Genomic DNA, 20,540 nt, shown 5'->3' with positions numbered 1-20,540 from the left:
TATGAGAGCAAAGCGCCTAATATCTGTAAAGAAATGTAAAACTAAATATTTAAAACCTGTCAATAGCATAAAAATATCAGCTGTAGGCGGTTACATTTTTTGGTAGTCAATTGGTGCTTATAATCGTTTTGCATGTACTGTTGTGGTTGCTATCCTTTATTGGTTATGCTTTTGCGTGGGTGATGTTTAAAGATATGCTGATTGGCAAAATAAAATGGGAGTCACTATTATTTAGTAATAACCGACCAACAAGCAAAAGATCATTATGCAAACCTGTTTTTGTCGCTTTTCAGTGATATAGTTAACGCCATTTTTGCTATTCAAGATATTAAAATGTATCGATTATTTGAGCGGATGATCAAACCGTTTCCCGAACAAAAGCCAACCCAGCCTCCGGCGACGCTATTTGCATTTTGTCGTCACTACACCAAAGGTATGGAAGTCTCGTTATTTTTTATGTCGCTAAGCGCGGCATTGCTCGCGATTTTAGAAGTATCACTGTTTAGCTATATGGGTCAGCTTGTTGATTGGCTAAGTATCTACACCCCTGAAACATTATTTGTTGAGCAAAAATCTGAGCTCATAAAAATGGCGGTAGTGCTACTTATTGTCCTACCTATCGTGGTGTTCTTTCATTCTGCGATATTGCATCAAGCCTTGTTAGGTAATTACCCGATGTCAATTCGCTGGTTAGCCCATCGTTATTTGCTACGTCAAAGTGTCAGCTTTTACCAAAACGAATTTGCAGGGCGCATCGCCACCAAAGTAATGCAAACATCCCTCGCGGTGCGTGAAACCGTGATGAAACTACTCGATGTACTTATGTATATTGTGGTGTATTTTGGTGCTATGGTGTTTTTAGTAGCCGAAGCCGATTGGCGCTTAATGCTTCCTTTACTTATATGGTTAGCTCTGTATATTTTGATCCAAATGTACTATGTACCTAAGCTCAAAAAAGTGGCTAGCTCACAAGCAGACGCACGCTCTGAAATGACTGGCCGAATAGTTGACAGTTACACTAATATTTCGACTATTAAATTGTTTTCATACACCCAACGTGAAGAGCAGTACGCAAAAGACAGTATGGATGTATTTTTACAACCTGTGTATAAACAAATGCGCTTAGTTACCAGTTTGAACTTTGCCATTCAAACGCTTAACTACTTCTTAGTATTCAGTGTTGCGGCATTATCTTTGTATTTATGGACGCTGAGTGCCATTAGTGCCGGCGCAATTGCAATTGCGGTAAGCTTAGCACTGCGTTTAAATGGCATGGCACAGTGGATCATGTGGGAAATTAGTGGCTTGTTTGAAAACATCGGCACTGTCGCTGATGGTATGAAAACCTTATCAAACCCAATTGAAGTCGATGATCTGCCTGATGCCAGCACATTAAGTGTAACCACAGGTGCAATTGACTTTAATAATGTGCATTTTAACTACGGTAAAGCCGCAAACGAAACGCATCGCGGCGCTGTTATCAATGGCTTAAATCTCAACATCAAAGCCGGAGAGAAAATAGGTCTTGTTGGTCGCTCTGGTGCCGGTAAGTCAACACTCGTTAATTTGTTGCTACGTTTTTATGATGTGGATAGCGGCGGTATCAATATCGACGGCCAAGATATCTCAACAGTGAGCCAAGAAAGCCTGCGTAAATACATTGCGATGGTTACCCAAGATACCTCTTTACTGCATCGGACAGTCAAAGAAAATATCCTTTATGGTCGCCCAGATGCCAGCGATGAAGAAATGATGAAAGCAGCTAAACAAGCCAAAGCACTTGAATTTATTGATGATCTTGAAGATAGTAAAGGCAACAAAGGTTTTGCAGCCCAAGTGGGTGAGCGCGGCGTAAAACTCTCTGGAGGTCAACGCCAACGTATCGCCATTGCTCGGGTGCTGCTGAAAAACGCCCCGATATTAATTTTAGATGAAGCTACCAGTGCACTCGACTCTGAAGTTGAAGCGGCTATTCAAGCGAGTCTTGATGATTTAATGACAGGTAAAACTGTGATCGCAATTGCTCATCGACTATCCACTATTGCACAAATGGACCGGCTCATCGTGCTCGATGACGGCGGTATTGTAGAGCAAGGTAGCCATGAAGAGCTGTTGGCAAAAAATGGGATTTATGCCGCGTTGTGGTCACACCAAACCGGTGGGTTTATTGGTGTAGAGTAGCGATTAATTGCAGCCAACTATATATTTAAGCTTCAAGACACAGTTTTGGTGTCTGAAGCTTATACCTCTATCATTTAGCGACCTCTTATTTAACTCCACTAAAATGACCCTGTTTTTAATTAAATAGCCCCTTTATTGTGTAATTTAGCAATCTCGTTGTTCATTACAAAAGTCATATTTTCGGTGGCTTGGGCGCATATTTACATGCTATAATCGCGGCCTTTCATAGCCTGCGTACTTTGTCAGAGTGTCTTTTCTTTAACCCTGTAATACGTGTAAATGCTAGTAGTTTAAATGACAGCAACCTGTATAAGCGAAATTATCCATGAGCGAAAATAGTCACATTAAAGTCATCGTTGGCATGTCCGGCGGTGTTGATTCTTCTGTATCAGCTTATCTATTAAAACAACAAGGCTATCAAGTTGAAGGCCTGTTTATGAAGAACTGGGAAGAAGACGATAATGATGAATATTGCGCAGCTGCTGACGATTTAAAAGACGCACAAGCCGTGTGTGATAAGCTAGATATTGAGCTTCATACCGTTAATTTTGCTGCTGAATATTGGGATAACGTATTTGAGTATTTCCTTGCAGAGTACAAAGCAGGTCGTACACCCAACCCTGACATCATGTGTAATAAAGAAATCAAATTCAAAGCTTTTTTAGAATTTGCAACAACCGCGCTTGGCGCTGACTTTATTGCCACTGGCCATTATGTACGCCGTGAATTACGCGATGATAAATACGTTATGTGTCGTGGTCTTGATGACAACAAAGATCAAAGCTACTTCTTATACACATTAAGTCATGACCATATTGCACAAACGTTATTCCCTGTGGGTGATATTGCCAAACCTGAAGTGCGCCGCATTGCTGAAGAACAAGACTTAATTACCCACGATAAAAAAGACAGTACCGGTATTTGCTTTATCGGTGAGCGAAAATTTAAAGACTTCCTACAAAAATTCTTACCGGCACAACCGGGGGTTATTGAAGACACAGACGGTAACAACGTTGGTGAGCACGAAGGCTTGATGTATCACACTCTTGGTCAACGTAAAGGTTTGTTAATTGGCGGCATGAAAGAAGGCTCTGGCGAACCATGGTATGTGGTAGATAAAAACCTAGAACGCAACGTATTGATTGTTGGTCAAGGTAAAGACCATCCGCGTCTTTACAGCAATGGTTTAAATGCCAATCAATTACACTGGGTTGATCGTGTTGGGCCAAAAGGCACCACCCGCTGCACGGTAAAAACTCGCTATCGTCAAGAAGACCTAAACTGTACGTTGCTCGTTGGCGATGACGGTTTTGCCCGAGTATTATTTGATGAACCACAAAAAGCAGTGACCCCAGGACAATCTGCGGTATTTTATGCCAACGAAATTTGTTTAGGTGGTGGTATTATTGATTCGGTGATCAAATAATGAATGAACACCAAGTTATGGCATTAGCAGCCATGTGCCAAGTTGCTAAACAAGTTCAAAAAATAGCGCAGTACGGCAGTAGCAACGATTATGAATTAGAAAAACTATTAGCCAGTATTGTACAAACCTCCCCTGATTCACCCAGTGATGTATATCAAGGCACTGAGAATCTAAAAGGTGGCTATAAAATCTTACTAAATCAACTCAGTGCAGGTGAAAAGAAAGATGTTGAAATCGTCAAATACGTTGGCGGTTTAATGCAACTTGAGCGTGCACTGAGCGCAAAAGCAAGTAGCTTAGCAGAGCTTGGTAAAAGCATTGATGATATCAAGCGACGTCTTGATCACTTTGCCATTACTGATGATACTGTTATTACGGCACTTGCCGATATTTACTCAAAGGTGCTTAGCCCCCTTGGGCACCGAATTCAGGTTTATGGCAAACCTGATTTATTAAAACAGCAATTAGTACAACACAAAATACGTGCATTATTATTAGCAGGTATTCGCAGTGCAGTATTATGGCGACAAATGGGCGGTAAACGCCGTCATTTTTTCTTTGCAAAAAGAAAAATCATTGCCATTGCTAAAAACCATATTTAATTATCGTTCAAAACTAAAATTTAGGAGTTATTATGGAGCTTTCAGCGTTAACAGCTATCTCTCCGGTGGATGGTCGCTACGGCAGCAAAACCACTGAACTACGCAGTATTTTTAGCGAATTTGGCTTGATCAAATACCGTGTAACAGTCGAAGTTCGTTGGTTACAAGCCCTTGCATCAGCTGATGCGATCCAAGAAGTACCGGCATTTAGCGATGAAGCCAATGCTTTACTTAACGCGATTGTTGATAACTTCAGCGAAGCCGATGCGCAACGTGTAAAAGATATCGAACGTACTACAAACCACGATGTAAAAGCGGTTGAATACTTACTAAAAGAAAAAGTAGCAGACAACGCCGAGCTACATGCGATCAATGAATTTATTCACTTTGCATGTACATCAGAAGACATCAATAACCTGTCACATGGTTTAATGCTTACAGAAGCACGTAATGACGTATTACTTCCTTACTGTGATCAACTACTTAATGCAATTAAAGAAAAAGCCATTGAGTACAAAGCAGTACCCATGATGACACGTACACACGGTCAACCTGCAACACCTTCAACTATGGGCAAAGAATTTGCCAACGTATATATGCGTTTAAAGCGTCAACGTGACCAAATTGCACACGTTGAAATGCTGGGTAAAATCAATGGTGCCGTTGGTAACTACAACGCTCACCTAAGCGCTTACCCTGATTACGATTGGCACAATCATGCTGAGCAATTTGTAACGAGCCTAGGGTTAACATTCAACCCATTTACAACGCAAATTGAACCGCATGACTACATTGCCGAGTTATTTGATGCGATTGCTCGCTTTAACACTATCTTATTAGATTTTGACCGTGATGCATGGGGCTATATAGCGCTAAACCACTTTAAACAAAAAACCATTGCAGGTGAAATTGGTTCATCAACTATGCCACATAAAGTTAACCCGATTGATTTTGAAAACTCAGAAGGTAACTTAGGCCTAGCAAATGCCATCTTTAGCCACCTAGCACAAAAACTACCTGTATCTCGCTGGCAACGTGACCTGACAGACTCAACTGTACTGCGTAACTTAGGTGTGGGTATGGGCTATGCGTTAATTGCATACCAATCAACGCTTAAAGGTGTCAGCAAGTTAGAAGTAAACGAGCAACGTTTACTTGACGAACTAGATCAAAACTGGGAACTGCTAGCAGAGCCAATTCAAACGGTAATGCGTAAATATGGCATCGAAAAACCATACGAAAAGCTAAAAGATTTAACCCGTGGTAAACGTGTAAATCAAGAGATCATGGCTGACTTCATTGATGGTTTAGATTTACCGGAAGAAGCAAAAGTAGAAATGAAAAAACTAACACCGGCTAACTATATTGGTCGTGCTGTCGAGTTTATCGACAACCTAGTTTAAGCTTTCTGCGACAGCTTATTTTAAATATACCCAAGCCCCTCAAGATGCAGAATTCGCATCTTGAGGGGCTTGGGTATAGACTATAAAGCGAAATGCTCTTGCCTTTCGCTTTTTTCATTTTAATGGACGCAGTATGTATCAATTAACGATTAACGACTTATCCGAGCAAGATTTTCTAACCCTGTATTGGCAAAAAAAACCGCTCTTGATCAAACAAGGTTTTACAGACTTTGTAGACCCACTTGATGCTAATGAGCTTGCAGGTCTTGCCATGGAAGAGAGCATTGAATCGCGTATTATCACTAATCATAATAATGACTGGCAGGCGCATCATGGCCCATTTGAAGATTTTGAATTACTAACCGAGCAACATTCGACCCTACTCGTGCAAGCAGTCGATCATTGGCATCCTAATGCAGCTCAGCTGCTAGAACCATTTCGGTTTATTCCTAATTGGCGTATTGATGATCTAATGATCAGCTTTTCAACGCCTGAGGGTGGAGTCGGTCCGCATTTAGATCAATACGATGTATTTATTATTCAAGGTGAAGGCAAGCGTCATTGGCGTGTCGGTATGCCAGATAATAAACTAAAACAATTTGCACAAAATAAAAGTTTATTACAAGTTGAGCAATTTCCTGCCATGATTGACTGCATCCTTGAACCTGGCGATATTTTATATATCCCACCGGGCTGCCCACATGAAGGTTATGCTGTAGAAAACGCATTAAACTACTCGATCGGATTTCGTGCACCAAATCAACGCGATCTATTATCAAACTTTGCTGATCACATTATTGATAAAGAAGCGGGAAATAGCCGTTATCAAGATCCTGCAATAACACTGCGCGATTCTATAGGAGAGATCCAAGCTTGTGAAGTCGAAAACATTAAACTATTGATGCAAGCAGCCCTAAATGACGACGCATTATTTAAATCATGGTTAGGTAATACACTGAGTCAACCTAAGCATGAAATGGATTTAATGCCACCAGAAGATTTATTTGATAGTGAGCAAATAGCTGGGCTATTGAATGATAATGAGGTGATTTTTGAGCGCCTCGGTGGCACCCGTGCATTGTATCAAGTTTTTGAAAATGAAATACTTCTCAGCGTAAATGGTGAAAACTACCCACTCCCTATTAGTGACTTAACGGCGGTTAAATTACTCACTGATCACACGATGGTGACAGCAGAGCAACTAAATAGTTCAAAGAATAGTTTAGTTTTTATACAAACCTTTACTACACTAATTAATGAGGGTATTTGGTTTTGTTAGGAGTGTGTTTGTATGGGCTATCATATCAACAAGGTAGAGTGGGATATAGGTAAGGAGTTACTACAACAGATCAGAGAGCGGGTATTTGTTTGTGAGCTACATATTCCCAAACATATCGAGTTTGATAATCTTGATCGGTATGCTCATCATATTCTCGTAACTGACGATAGCCAAGTGGCTATTGCCACTGGCAGGCTATGTAGCGACGGCCTAATTGGGCGCATTGCAGTGTTGCCAGAGCATCGTAATCGGTCTGTTTATCGCTCTCTCCTTACATATATTGTTGAGCTTGCACAGCAACAAGGTTGTGATTGTGTCAGCATTAATTGTATTTTAAATGAGGTAGAGCGATTTAAACGCAATGGCTTCGAACAACAAGGCCAGGTGTTTATGGAAGCTGGTATTCCACGGCTTCGTATGCAATGCCCCATTAATAAATTCAACACAAAACCATTTACGTTGATGCATTGATAAAGATGCGATCGGATTAATTAAGATCGTTTACCCAAAGCTCTTCTTTTTCATACATTTCATAAATACCATGCGCACGATTAATTAGTAGGTTTGCAAAATCAACGTGAGTTTTGTCATTTCCACCGCTTTGCATAATTTGATCTGCTTTTAATTGCCATTGCAAAGAAAAATATCGCAGTGCATCACGGGCATTTTCCGCAACCGATGCTAACGCATGATCAGTTGGTAAGCGACCGGTGATCACCCAATAACTTTTACCATCCTGAGCTTTAAACTTCCATAGGGCACATAATGGAGCGATAAAACGGCTTTCTTTTTCTAGTAAAGTTTTTGGCATGACGCCCTTTTCTGCTAAATGTTTTTGTGCATTTTGAAAACATTCACGTTGCCAGGCAATACTTTGCTGCTTTGCTTGTTCTTGTTCTTCTGGTGTTAATTCTTTAAGTTGTTTTTGTTCCACAGTATTGATCTCTCGTTTACATCATTTTAGCTACTTTAAGGGCATATAATGATCGGTGCAAGTATAAAAGACTAATTCCAGCGAGATCAGCAAGTACTGCAATTAGGCGTTAATGCTATGGCTCAATTAGTTGTGGATTACTTTGCAATGAAAAAATAACCAGCATAGCAACGTAAATGCAAAATCATAATCGGTTGGCATGAAGTAAATATACCCACAATCGGTGGGTATATTTAAAAGTATTGATAAAACTAAGCGAATTTATTTTATCGTGCGGTTAGTAACTGCGATAAATAATCAGGCTTTCCTTCAATACGCTCAAGATGAGGATATTTAAGGCCATCATGATAATCAATCTGGATTTCACTGTACTGATCAAAGTTTTTCACCAGTAGCTTGATTGGCGCTGTTGAGCCTTTAGCATCCGTTACTGCATCTTTGAGTACTTCAGCACTAAACTGGGTATTATTAACGGCAACAATTTGCATACTTGGCGCAAGACCCGCATTAAATGCAGGGCTATCCCATAATACATCACGCATTTTGCCATCTTTATTTACTGAAAAGCCAAGAGAATAAAGTAAATCAGTTGATTTATAGCGGCTTTCAATTGCTTTAATACCATCAGAGGCTTTATCGTTATAAATCAACTTCCAACCTTGGTCTTCCAACGATTTAGATAAGTTAACATGGCCTTTTAAACGCGAATTAATAAAGTCATCCCATTGATACTGTTCAATACCATTAAGCGTGTTTATCACATCATCAAATTTATAGGTCAATACATTCCAATCACCCGGATTTATGCCAAAAAAGTTATGGGCAAAATCATCTAATGAATGACGGTTGTTACTCAACTCACGTAATTTTGCATCAACTGCAAACCAAATTAACTCTCCTCCAGAGTAATAGTCTTCGCTCATTTGATAACTGCGATAAGGCAAAGATGAACGCTGAGCAATGGTTGGATCGTTGGTGGTATCTAAAATATTACGCCATGTCATGCCAGGGCGCCCCTGATCATAGGTTGCACCTAAACGGGCTAGCATATCCATCGCATTTTCTTGGCTCCAAAGTCCTGAACGAGCTGCAATAACTTGGCCCCAAAACTGTGTTTGTCCTTCATATACCCATAAGCCACTAGCTTCTTTCACCTGATTATAGGTCGGTGTCCATAATGCTTCAGGGCGACGATATTTACCATTCCATGAATGATTAAATTCGTGTGCTAATAAATCGCGACCGATCCATGACTTATCCCAGTCAGTAAAATAATTTTCTTTCGCGCTATTTTCACTTGAGCGTTGATGCTCCATACCGATACCGCCTAACTTATCTGTCAGAGCAAGTAAAAAGTCATAATGATCAAAGTGATGTGCCCCATAAAGCGCATACATTTGTTGAATAAGTTCGCGGTGTGCTGTTAAACCTTCTTCACTGATCGCAAGATCTTTTTCTTTATCCGCAAAGACATTTAAGAACACCGGAGTATCTGCATTTGGGTTTAAATCAATACGCTTATAGTGGCTACCTGCAAACATTGGCGAGTCTACAAGGTTTTCAAAATCAATTCCCTCAAAGGTAACTGTGTTGCCTTTTTGCGAAATCTTTTCAAGTGCAGTAGCAAACTGCCACCCTTTCGGTAACGTTACACTCGGTTGAAATTTAATTTTACGACTATAGTGTCCTGCAGGATAGAGCGCTACTGTGTCCCATTGTAAATTGAGCATTTCTGGCGTCATCATAACGCGCCCTTGCTCTGAGCTTTGTGGTGACAAGAATTGATATTCAACATGCAGCTCACGCACACCTTTAGGAACCTTTAGGTTAAATGCATATACGTTAGCAGCATCTCGTTGCCATTCAATCACTTTACCTTTTGCTGAAATTTTCAATCCAGCCAACTGACTTATTGGTCCAACTGGTGAGTGATGTCCAGGTATCCACTGCGGATAAAGTAAAGTCATCTCACCCGCGTTAACTGGTATCGTTTCGTTTATTTGAAAAATACGATGAGCAAGATCTGTAGCATCAACGTTGATTTTAATTGTACCGGGAAATGCTTTATCAACCGGATTTTGAACGCCAGCCAAAGCTGGAAGTGCAAGGCCCATAAAAGAACTGAGGGCAACAGCGATAACATAGTTTTTCAATGGCTTCTCCAATTACTCAGGCGCAAAAATGCGTTTTAGATTAGTATCGTCCTGTTTATTGAGCACATTACACACATCAACATCCTTTTGTTTCAGACAATTCTGAAATAACCATAGTTTTATAACGCCAAGTAAGATTAATAGCAATAACTTATGGACTAATGACCATTAAACGCGTTAAAAAATCACCATAACATTTAATCACAATCATTATATTCAAGCGCAATAAACTCAAACCAGTTACCCTAATTAACAATTGTTTTTTAATGGAATGACTACCAACGTGACCGCAGACTATTTTCACTTGTTAAATATCATTGGTGAAGATGTATTGAACTGGATCATACGTCCCTGTGTCCATTTTTCATACCACGTTGTTTCATACAATTGCTCGTTGCTCAAACTCGAAACGAGGGCGATGAGTTCGTTTATCGTAGAGTCTAATTCATTAAGTAGTATCTATTATAAGGTAATTAACACTGAACCAATACTATTTGCGAAACCACCCACCTTTACTCTGCTTATTATTGAATTGTTAGACTCAACAGATGCTGTGATTATTGAATGGCAATTCATAGCCCGACCTTGTTCAAAAACATATTCACTACCTAACTCAGCAAGATGCTCGGTAAGGTAACATGCTAAAGCACCACAAGAGCTCCCTGTTGCTGACTCTTCAGGAATACCAAACAAGGGAGCAAAATTTCGGCAGCTGGCTGTATGTTTACTTGGCACTTCACAAAGCTCAAAAACATGAAAGCCAACAAGGTTGTGCTTTTTACAAAAATCAGCGATACGTTCATCGTTTGGCTCTATTGCATCTAAATAGCCATGAGGAACAGCAACAATGACATCGGCCAGTGCTGTGGAAATAGCTTCAATCGGTAAGTGTGTGCTTTCAAGTATATTATTTTCAATACCTATCACATGGGCAATTTCTTGAGATGAAAAACTAGCTATTTTTTCAGGTAATTGTTGCTCCATAATCACCTTACCATTTGGTTCAATACTCACTGATAACATGCCAGCTTTGGTGCGCTGAACATACGTTCCCGCAGTAAGCATGCCTTCTTGGAACATCGTAGAAAAAGTAGCTAACGTAGCATGGCCACAAAAATCAACTTCTGCTGTTGTAGTAAAAAAAGACACCTCAAAATCAGCTTCATCATCACTAGCAACAAAAGCCGTTTCTGAATACCCGACAACTTGAGCAATTTTTAATTTTTGAGCATCTGTGAGCCTGTCAGCATTAAAAACAACGCCAGCAGGATTGCCACCTGTGCCATTTACTGTAAACGCGCTGACCAAAACAACCTTAATATCCACCAGCTTCCTACTCCCTTTATAACGAGTACTAAGAGTTACTCTTTATCTATGAAAGACCTTAACATTAGCTTTATCAACGAGACTGCGATATATAAACTTTAAAATGGAGTTGCATTTTTATCAAAGCATCTGTGACAACAAAGAAAGCTAACAACTTATTCAATATCTGTAGGTCGGAATTTAACGCCGAACTTAAACTTACAACTTACCGCTTAAAGCTTTGCCTTTCAAAGCTGCGCCAACAACCTGCCATACAACCCAGACGCCCTGCTGACTGATTTATTCATTGCCATTAACAACACTTTTTTATCAGCCACCAGCTCGAAGGTGTTTTTAGCGCGGGTAATGCCAGTGTAGACTAACTGGCGGTTGATGCCGGCAGTTGCTTGGTTTTGTGGTGGCAGTACCATAGCCGTATAGGCAAACTCGGAGCCTTGTGATTTATGAATAGTCATTACATACACTTTGTCATGGGCTGGTAGTCTGGCTGGTGAAAATGCCCGTTGATTGCCCTGCTCATCTATAAATACCGCTTTTAATTGACCGTTTTCATCAAGCATTAAAATACCAATATCTCCATTAAATAGTTTTAGCTGATAATCGTTTTGCGCAATCATAATCGGCATGCCCAAATAATGCCGCTGATTTGGGTTTACATTAATCAATCCTTGCTGGCTTAATTGCGTTTCAATGCGTTTATTTAAACTATGAACGCCGTAATCACCTTCGCGTACTGCGGCTAACAACTGGTAGCTGGCAAAAGCTTTATGTATGGCTTGTACGCTCGCGTGTTGTTTAATTAAATTAAGGTACTGAGTGTATTTACTAGCAGCGCTTTGTACTAGTTTATCAATCGGTTTACTTACAATGTCATAGTCTAAAATAACGTCTTTAAATTGGCCGCTGCTCAGCTCTTGCTCTACATAATTGAGCTTGCCGCTGTTATTGGTATTAACCGCTAATGCTAATTGCCCTATGCCGCTGTCGGCTGTGAAACGGTAGCTGTGCTGTAAAAACGCAATACAGTCGGCCAGTTTGAATTGACTATTACCGGCGACTAATTTGCGCTGGTTATTAAAGCACAAGTTGTTTAGCTCTGCACAGCGCGACTCTGAATAACTTGGTGTTTGGCCAAGTACTAAACCTTGACATAAATCGCTCATTACACTGCCGGTATCAACCGAGGCAAGTTGGTCTTTGTCACCGAGTAATATAAGTCGCGCATGCTCTGGTAAGGCCTCAATTAGTTTAGCCATCAGCGATAAATCAACCATCGACGCTTCATCAATGATCAATACATCTAAATGCAATGGATTACTGCGATTATGCCTAAACTTATTAGTAAACGGTTTTACCCCCAGTAACCGGTGAATTGTTTGCGCGTCTTGTGGGATCAGCGGCGTAATAGCAGCGCTTATTTTATCTTTTAACTGTTGTTTTGCCCCAAGGATTGATTCACTTAATCGCGCAGCGGCTTTGCCTGTCGGTGCCACCAACTTAATACTCAGCGGGGCATTTTGATAAAGCGATTGTAAAATTGCCAGTAGCTTAGTCACGGTCGTGGTTTTACCTGTTCCTGGGCCACCGGTAATAACGCTAAAGCCTTTGGTTGCGGCCATCGCACAGGCGACCTTTTGCCAATCGAGCCCTTGCTCTGGTGCATCTTGTTCGGGGAAATAGTCACAAAGTAACTGAGTTAACTTATCGCTATCAATATCGAGCTTACGCTCACTCATTAACAACAAGCGTGATGCCAGTGTTTGCTCATAACCGCTTAGACGTGCAAAATAAAGCCGTTGTTCAAGTAACTGTAACGGTTTAGCCTCCCCGACACTAGGATGGTTTTGCAAGCAATTAATTGCCTCTGCGGTGGTAAATGTGTCGCTAAACGGGCTGAGTGTGTCAGGAATGATACCCGCTAGTTTGGTAAAATCACTTTGGCGTAAATTAAACGGATTACGCCAATCTACCTGCGCTAAATCTAAACAGCTGTGCTGACTTTGCTGCGATAAACAGAGTAATAAAAGCAGTGAATAAACGTCGTTTGGTTGTTGAGTTTGCTCACTGCTACACAGTAATTCGGCCAGTTTTATATCAACCATTCGTAGCCGGTTTTCGCTAAGTAGGTAATCAAATAGTGGCACTATTTGTACGTCGTTCGTCGCTGCTGTTGCAATGGCTGTATTGGTATCTAACACGCTCATAGCATTGCCCCTTGGCTGTTTTCAGTTGCCTTATCTATGCTTTGAGCAACCCCACCTTGACTAAAAAGCCCATCTAAAATAATAACTTGCTCTGCGGTCAACTTTTTAAAGTACACACCTTTTCCATCTGCCATACCACGTAAAAAGGTGTAATATACGCCACCTAAATGCTGCTCAATGCGGTAATTGTTGATCCGTTGTTTTAATAACCGATGCAAAGCCACGGTGTAAATTAGATACTGTAAATGGTACTGGTGGCTGCTCATAGCTTGCTCTAGATGCTCTTGCTCATAATCAGTTGGCTGGTTGCCTAAAAAGTTAGACTTATAATCCAAAATAAAATACTGCTGGTTATGACAAAATATTAAATCGACAAACCCTTTTAATAAGCCTTTTACATCATAAAAATCGAGCCTACTTTGATTAAAACCAAAGTGCTTGATCAATGTTTCATTCAAACCTTTTGCCGTTAAGCTGGTAATTGGTAAATTAAACTCCATTTCGACCAAACAATCCCGTGGCGTTAATTTACTTAAACTTAAACCGTTTTCATTCAATGGGCAGTTTAACGCGGCAAGCACCCATTGCTCAGTTGTCTCTTGCCATTGTTCACTAATATGGTATTTGTTCAAGCTGCGTTCAACTACCACGCTTAGGTTTTGCTCATGGCTTGTGGGGTGCTGCTCTGGGCTGGTGAAATCCAGTTGCTCAAAAATCTCGTGTAAACAACTACCCGGTTTTGCCCCCTTGGGAAAACTATAAGGTGAGCGAATATCGTCTTGTTGTATGGCAAACTCATCTTTTTGATGATCTTCGTCGCTGCGCCCAGGTTCTAAATGCTCGCTATGACTTTTAAAACTCAGCGCACTAAAACTGGTGGTGCGCCAATCACGTTCAATTTTAACTTTAACCTTATTAACACTCACACTGTGGCTGTGTGTTTGGCTTGATTGCAGTGTTAATGTACCCTGCTGAAATAACTCTTCGCTAGTAAACTGGTGATAGCCCATGGCTGGTTTGTCTGCACAAAACTCTTGTAAATGCGTGCGCCACACTAAACTACTGGTGATATCAAGTCCTGCAAATAATACATGCCCTAAGGAACTACTTTGAATTGCCAACCGACTACTTTGCCCTTGGCCTAGGTTATACATACCAATTGCGCAGTAATGAACGGCGCGAGTGAGTGCAACATACAATAACCGTAAATCTTCAGCTAGGCGTTCTTGCTCCGCTTTTTGTAACGCATCATCGTTTTTACCGAGATCGTAAATCAGCTGGCCATCTTGATGATACAACGCATCATTCGTTTCACGATACCCGCTGGCAAATGGCATAAATACCAGCGGGTATTCAAGCCCTTTGGAAGCATGCATAGTGACTATTTTTACCAAATTGGCATCACTCTCAAGGCGTACTTGCACGGTTTCGCCATCTTGTTGACTTACTTGCTGCGCAAACCAACGTAATAACCGTAAAGTACCCTCTAGCTCGATTTGTTTTTGCTGTAGGATCTCGCCTAAATGACGAAAATCGGTCAGCCAACGCTCAATGTTGTAACCCAACCCTTGCCATTTCGCGCTTAATTGATTGTGACTGAGTAAGTGCTCAAGCATTGCCATAGCACCTTGCTTGTACCAAATAGAGCTCAAGTAAGCAAAAAAGTTAAGATGCTCTTGCCACTGTGCTTCATTATCAGCCAAGGCATAAATGTCATTATAAGTTAAGCAAAATAATGGCCCAGCTAGCACGCCGCGCAACAGTGATTCGTTGTATTGGCCATGTAAAGCCGATAAAAAATTAAGTAAATGATGGCTCAGCTCTTGGCTAAATACACTCTCACGGGATAAGTACACGCTCGCAATTTTGGCATCACTGAGGGCTTTTTTCATAATTTGCGCTTCAACCCGATCACGCACCAAAATACAAATATCTGCCGCCGTGACTGGCTTATTCGCAATACACGCACGCCCTTGCTGTGCTTGCTCAAGTAAGGTCACTATTTTATTGGCAAAATAGCTAGCTAAATGTTGCTGGCCAATGCCTTTATTAGTTGGTTTATTTTTTTCATCTGCGGCGCTATCTGCAAACACACAAAACTCAAAGGCGGTGGCAGGTTGGCCATCAATTAAAAACGATTTATCGGCTTTTTTACCTTGTGCCGCAACACGATTAAACGGGATCGCATCGTTATAAATAAAGCTGTTATCGTGTTTACTAAACAGTGCATTGACGCTTGCAACCACATCACTACTGGAACGAAAGTTAGTACCAAGGGTAAATTGCTGCTCCTTTGCCACTTCGTGTTTAGCACCAATGTACGTAAAAATATCCGCGCCCCTAAAACCGTAAATAGCTTGTTTAGGGTCGCCTATCATGGCAAGCGTGGTGTTTTCTTGGCTATAAATTTTACTAAAAATACCGTACTGAATGGGATCAGTATCTTGAAACTCATCAATCATCGCTACTGGGAACAACTGCGCTATTTTTTCTGCCAGTGCTACACCTTGCTCTGTATTGAGTGCACTGTGCAAATTAGTTAATAAGTCATCAGGAGTTATAACGCTTTGCTCTTGCTTGCGTTTTACAATAGCTTGTTTAACCCAACTTGCCGCATGTTGCACAATAGCGATTGCTAAGCCTTGATTAACGGTGTTCATAAGCTTAGCCATTTCATCAAACTGGCTAAGCATTACATGACTAAACAAAGGCTGATTTTTTTTATAATTAGCTTCGTCACTGAGGTTTTCAGTACTCCATACTTCATACGAATATTTGTTTGTACCAAATTCAAAAAACAGCTCATCACCTATACAAAATGCCTCAAGCGCTGTAAGGCTGCCTTTACGTGCAGGTGTTTTGGCACCACTTAATCCAGAGCTTTTTACAGCTGCAATAAATTCGCTATCAAGGCAGGCTTTTTTAAAGCTCGCGACTTTACCAAGATATAGTTCGCGTGCTTGCCACACATCATCTAGTTTTATTTGCGGAGTAACCAGTGCATTGCCTTTATTAAGTATGTTCGCCACTTTACTAAATAACGCTTCAGGGGCAGCAAATACCTCTAAAATTGCATCGGTTTTTTCTTTATTGAGTGGATATACAAACACTCGCCAAAAATCTTTAATGGTTTCAAGCAAGATCTCCCGTTGATCTAAAATAAACTCCAAATTAAACGCCACACCAGACTCAAACGCATGCTGTTTTAACATTCGTTGGCAAAAACCATGAATGGTGAATATTGCAGCTTCATCCATCGATTTAGCGGCGGCATCGAGTAAATCAAATGCACGGTGTTTATCATCGATTGTGGCGATCACAGCATTGATCAGCTCATCCTCTGTTGCTTGGCCAAGCAGTGCATCACGTGCGGCTATAATGCGAGTGCGCACACGGTCTTTAATTTCTTGGGTGGCGGCATCGGTAAACGTAACTACCAATATTTGTTCAACACTCAGCGGAGTATTTACGGGCGATGAGTGTTGCTGTGCGATTTGCATGCCGAGTAAATAACGTAAATATAAACCTGTGATAGTATACGTTTTACCGGTGCCTGCACTGGCTTCAATGAGACTTTGCCCAATAAGCGGCATCGTAAGTGGATCAAGCGCTTGCATGGTCACTCTCCTTTGCATGTGCAAATAACGGCGTAAGTAGCATATCGCTCCAGCGTATGAATTCCTCTTGGCACTCATTCAACGATTGCGTTGTTAAGCGAATATAGGGGTTCTCGCCCTCGCCTCGGCCAATATATTGTGGGCTAAATTTGCTCATTGCTTTGCCAATATCGCCACCACTTTTTACGTACTCATAGCCACTCACAGGAAAAAACGCCACGGGTTCTTTAAGTAGCGCGTTATATAAAGTAAACCAATCTTGCAACAGTGCTTGGGCATCTGCTTTATCCAAAGCTGCAAAAGTGATTTGTTTATCAAGCCCAAGAAATACCGTTTCTACATGTTGATCCACGCACTGCGCAACAAGGTGATATATAAAGCCCTTGATGAGATCTTTTGCCTTGATACTGGCACTGCGATAAAACACTTGTTTGTGCTGATAAAGATGATTTAACCAGCCTTCAAGCTCAGTACTGTTGTTATCACTGTGAAGTGTTAGCGCAACTTCAATCGGTTCATTTTTGCCGCCCTTGATGTGTTCTTTAACTTGCCCTGCCAGTGCATCAACCCGGTGCTGCATTTTCTCAAAGATCAAATCTCCAACATGCGCCTGCGGTAACTCGCCGCGTTGCAGTATTTGCTCACGACTAAGGGGCTGCTCAAAAATAGCCGCTTCGAGTATTTCGTCGAGATAAAAATAACGCTGCAGTGCGTCTAAACTAAATGGCTCTTCATCTTTAGCTACATCGTCAAATTGTGCTAAACGCAACCCTAAACTTTGCTGATAAAAACTCTCTTGTGCATTGCATACGCTGCGGATAAACATATCCAGCTCAAGATGTTCAGGTGCGCTGACCTCAAGCGCCGTCAGTGGCTCTGGGATTATCGCCTGAGCGGGTAACCAAATTGGATTATAACTGTGATTGGATTGCAGCGTGTTAGTGGTATCTGCCTGATAATTTAAGCTATTAAAAGGCTGTAAATGCTGTTTATTGATCAAACACTCAGGCAAGGTTTGCTCACTTGGCTCAGCAAATTTGAAACTGCGGCCAATGTATTCGAGTAATTCACTCACTAAGGTTGATGGCATACGCGGTTGATTGTCAAAACATGAACGGCCAATATAACTCATGTATAAGTTATCACGGGCGCTGAGCAGCGCTTCTAAAAATAAGTAACGGTCATCTAATTTGCGCGATCGGTCACCTTTTTGCTTTTTCGAATAAGGTACTAAATCAAAACCAATCGGCTGCACAGTGCGTGGATAATCGGCATCGTTAAGCCCTAACATACACACCACTTTAAATGGCACAGCACGCATTGGCATTAGCGTACAAAAGTTTACTTGGCCAACTAAAAAGCGTTGCCCTACGCCTTTTTCTTGAATGCCTTGTTTAATTAAATAACTCACAATACGCTGCGACACTACTTGCGTGTAATCGCCATTATCATGGTGCTTTTGCAGCTCTTCGAGTATCTTTTGCAGTACCAGTAAATCCCAGCTATCGTCGCTTTCGCTCTCGTAAATAGCCGTTAATAGTTCACTCAGGATAAGGGTTTTATTAATTAGCGTGTCGTCTGGGGTGAGCCTGTGTTTAAAGTGTTGCAATACATCAATAAAATGCACTAATTTATTGAGTGTATCAAGTGCTATCCCTTCCACTTCATCAGCGCTATATATGCCATTAAACGGGCATTGTTCATCACGTTGGGCAATACCTAACAATAAGCGGTTTAAGCCATGTTGCCAAGTATTTAATGCTATCGCGGGTAAATCAAAGCTGTGTTTATGCTCTGCGTTTATTCCCCACTTGACGCCAACACGCTCAAGCCAATATTGAATTTGCTCATATTCGTGCGCTTCAACACTAAACTTTTCGGCTATTTGCGTCACTTGCAGTAAATCAAGGATATCTGACACCCCAAAGCGCGAAAACGGCAGGTTCGCTAAACTTGCAAACGAGCTCAGTACCGGTTTTTCTTGTTCAATGGCTAGATCGGCTAACGCATAGGGAATAAAACGGTTACCCTGCGCACCACCAAATACCGCTTCGATATAAGGGCTATAAGTGCCAACATCCGGCATCATTACTATAATATCTTTTGGGGTGAGTGCGGGGTTTTGATTAAATAAATTAAGTAAGTAATCGTGCAAACGCTCAACTTCTCTAAGTGGAGTATGGCAATCACTTAGGGCAATGCTGGTATCGGTAGTGCTTATTGCAAGCTTACCTTCATCGTTTATAAACCATTCTTTATTGTCAGTAAGGGATTCACCTTTAAACGCTAACTGGTAAATTTCACTTTGAATTTGACCAAGTAAACTGTCGTCAAACACATCAATAAAGCCATCAATCCAGCTTGCGTCACGCTGTACCAGTTGTTCAAAGTAATCACGGCCTAATTTACCCCACGATGATAACAACGGATTACCAATAAAATAGTAGTCTTGCTCTGGCTCACTTTGCTTTTTTTGCTGCGCTTCCAGCAATGGCATTTTGGCGTATTTAGCGGTTATTTTAGCTGCCGTTTTTTCATCAATTAAATCCCCCCAATAATGTTCGCTGGGATTAAAAAAGAATAAAAAAACCTCGGTTTTTTTACTCAATGCATCAAACACATCAAGTTGCGAACTGGCAATGGCTGAAATACCAAATAAACTGATCCGCTTTGGTAATAAGCTACTGTCCATTTTATCAAGCGCGGCTAATAACTGCCCTTGCATATTGGCGCGATGAAACTGACTTTGCCCAAGCACTTGACTATGCGCTACTATTTTTCGCCACAGATCAGGCTGCCACGGCGCGATACTAATATCTACATCATCTAATTTATCAGTGCCGCTGTCCCATGTGGCTATCCAGTGCGGACGGTACATTAAATATTGGTCATATACATCGGCTATTTTTTCACATAAAGCAAAGGTTTTTTGACCGTCAGTGTCTCCTGCTAAGTAGGTTTTAAGGGGTAAATATAACGGTTCATCAATGCAGTTTGGTAAAATAGCAAACAACTTCCAAGCAAGATTAGCTTTATTAAACGCCGACTCTTTGGGTACATTCGGCAATAGCTGCTGGTATAACTGCCAAATGAAACTCGACGGCAGTGGAAAATCTACCTGTGCTGCCACCCCCAAACTTTCACTTAAACCAATTTTTAGCCACTGCGACATACCCGGAGATTGCACCAACACCACTTCTTTATCAAACGGGCTGCTTAATGGGTTTACTTTTAAAAGCTGATGAAACTGCGCTTGCAGGGCTTCCATGCGGTTAGATTGAATAATATTGAGCATTGCGACACTGTTCTTGCTTGAGATAAAAACAGTGTAAGATATTTTCAATTATAGGGGTAGCCATTGTCGCTAATTGACATTAATAAATCAGCGAGTTAGCACAATAATTAACTCACTTTT

The 20,540-nt window shown here is 41.1% G+C and carries 12 protein-coding genes and 2 pseudogenes; 7 read left to right on the top strand and 7 right to left on the bottom strand.

The genetic code is table 11. The features are described from left to right. Positions 1 to 66 precede the first annotated feature (66 nt). From HHO47_RS19390 to HHO47_RS11840, 7 genes and pseudogenes are all read left to right on the top strand, one after another. A pseudogene (locus HHO47_RS19390) lies at positions 67 to 218 on the top strand (DUF962 domain-containing protein); the annotation flags it as partial. Between the two features lie 115 nt (positions 219 to 333). Further along, positions 334 to 2,181, top strand: coding sequence for an ABC transporter ATP-binding protein (locus HHO47_RS11865; RefSeq protein ID WP_169020477.1), 1,848 nt, complete (start codon positions 334 to 336; stop codon positions 2,179 to 2,181). 325 nt (positions 2,182 to 2,506) lie between these two features. Beyond that, entirely contained in the window at positions 2,507 to 3,607 is a 1,101-nt protein-coding gene (gene mnmA / locus HHO47_RS11860) for a tRNA 2-thiouridine(34) synthase MnmA (protein ID WP_169020476.1), read from the top strand. Beyond that, a complete protein-coding gene (hflD, locus tag HHO47_RS11855) occupies positions 3,607 to 4,209 on the top strand; it encodes a high frequency lysogenization protein HflD (protein ID WP_169020475.1) in 603 nt (200 codons plus the stop codon). Before mnmA ends, hflD begins: the two co-directional genes overlap by 1 nt. 32 nt (positions 4,210 to 4,241) lie before the next feature. Continuing rightward, positions 4,242 to 5,612, top strand: a complete 1,371-nt coding sequence (gene purB / locus HHO47_RS11850) for an adenylosuccinate lyase (protein ID WP_169020474.1) — start codon at positions 4,242 to 4,244, stop codon at positions 5,610 to 5,612. Between the two features lie 133 nt (positions 5,613 to 5,745). Continuing rightward, complete coding sequence (locus HHO47_RS11845; RefSeq protein WP_169020473.1) at positions 5,746 to 6,891, top strand: cupin domain-containing protein; 1,146 nt, start codon at positions 5,746 to 5,748, stop codon at positions 6,889 to 6,891. A gap of 12 nt (positions 6,892 to 6,903) precedes the next feature. Next, positions 6,904 to 7,362 (top strand): GNAT family N-acetyltransferase, encoded by a 459-nt coding sequence (locus HHO47_RS11840; RefSeq protein WP_169020472.1) that lies wholly within the window; start codon positions 6,904 to 6,906, stop codon positions 7,360 to 7,362. 16 nt (positions 7,363 to 7,378) lie between these two features. On the opposite strand, the gene HHO47_RS11835 is transcribed toward HHO47_RS11840, so the two are convergent. The 7 genes and pseudogenes from HHO47_RS11835 to recC all read right to left on the bottom strand — a co-directional run bounded on the left by HHO47_RS11835 (position 7,379) and on the right by recC (position 20,420). Beyond that, positions 7,379 to 7,825 carry a DUF4826 family protein gene (locus tag HHO47_RS11835; protein ID WP_169020471.1) on the bottom strand — a complete coding sequence of 149 codons (447 nt, stop codon included), beginning with the start codon at positions 7,823 to 7,825 and terminating at the stop codon, positions 7,379 to 7,381. A gap of 266 nt (positions 7,826 to 8,091) precedes the next feature. After that, positions 8,092 to 9,978, bottom strand: a complete 1,887-nt coding sequence (locus HHO47_RS11830) for a M61 family metallopeptidase (protein WP_211183702.1) — start codon at positions 9,976 to 9,978, stop codon at positions 8,092 to 8,094. A gap of 300 nt (positions 9,979 to 10,278) precedes the next feature. Beyond that, positions 10,279 to 10,434 (bottom strand): annotated as a pseudogene (locus HHO47_RS11825) (ClbS/DfsB family four-helix bundle protein); the annotation flags it as partial. Positions 10,435 to 10,440: 6 nt separating this feature from the next. Continuing rightward, entirely contained in the window at positions 10,441 to 11,304 is an 864-nt protein-coding gene (locus HHO47_RS11820; protein WP_169020470.1) for a PhzF family phenazine biosynthesis isomerase, read from the bottom strand. Between the two features lie 227 nt (positions 11,305 to 11,531). Then, positions 11,532 to 13,508, bottom strand: a complete 1,977-nt coding sequence (gene recD, locus HHO47_RS11815) for an exodeoxyribonuclease V subunit alpha (protein ID WP_169020469.1) — start codon at positions 13,506 to 13,508, stop codon at positions 11,532 to 11,534. Continuing rightward, complete coding sequence (gene recB / locus HHO47_RS11810; RefSeq protein WP_169020468.1) at positions 13,505 to 17,125, bottom strand: exodeoxyribonuclease V subunit beta; 3,621 nt, start codon at positions 17,123 to 17,125, stop codon at positions 13,505 to 13,507. The genes recD and recB overlap by 4 nt, the downstream gene beginning before the upstream one ends. Next, a complete protein-coding gene (recC, locus tag HHO47_RS11805) occupies positions 17,112 to 20,420 on the bottom strand; it encodes an exodeoxyribonuclease V subunit gamma (RefSeq protein ID WP_169020467.1) in 3,309 nt (1,102 codons plus the stop codon). Before recC ends, recB begins: the two co-directional genes overlap by 14 nt. Positions 20,421 to 20,540 lie beyond the last annotated feature (120 nt).

It is taken from the genome of Pseudoalteromonas arctica, assembly GCF_012927645.1.
GTDB classification, from domain to species: domain Bacteria; phylum Pseudomonadota; class Gammaproteobacteria; order Enterobacterales; family Alteromonadaceae; genus Pseudoalteromonas; species Pseudoalteromonas arctica_A.
This window is presented reverse-complemented; position numbering and strand designations above follow the sequence as displayed.

What these genes read in the sequence shown, in the direction of transcription:
- HHO47_RS11865 (WP_169020477.1), top strand. Translation starts at nt 334, where the DNA reads ATGTATCGATTATTTGAGCGGATGATCAAACCGTTTCCCGAACAAAAG.
- mnmA (WP_169020476.1), top strand. Translation starts at nt 2,507, where the DNA reads ATGAGCGAAAATAGTCACATTAAAGTCATCGTTGGCATGTCCGGCGGT.
- hflD (WP_169020475.1), top strand. Translation starts at nt 3,607, where the DNA reads ATGAATGAACACCAAGTTATGGCATTAGCAGCCATGTGCCAAGTTGCT.
- purB (WP_169020474.1), top strand. Translation starts at nt 4,242, where the DNA reads ATGGAGCTTTCAGCGTTAACAGCTATCTCTCCGGTGGATGGTCGCTAC.
- HHO47_RS11845 (WP_169020473.1), top strand. Translation starts at nt 5,746, where the DNA reads ATGTATCAATTAACGATTAACGACTTATCCGAGCAAGATTTTCTAACC.
- HHO47_RS11840 (WP_169020472.1), top strand. Translation starts at nt 6,904, where the DNA reads ATGGGCTATCATATCAACAAGGTAGAGTGGGATATAGGTAAGGAGTTA.
- recD (WP_169020469.1), bottom strand. Translation starts at nt 13,508, where the DNA reads ATGAGCGTGTTAGATACCAATACAGCCATTGCAACAGCAGCGACGAAC.
- recB (WP_169020468.1), bottom strand. Translation starts at nt 17,125, where the DNA reads ATGCAAGCGCTTGATCCACTTACGATGCCGCTTATTGGGCAAAGTCTC.
- recC (WP_169020467.1), bottom strand. Translation starts at nt 20,420, where the DNA reads ATGCTCAATATTATTCAATCTAACCGCATGGAAGCCCTGCAAGCGCAG.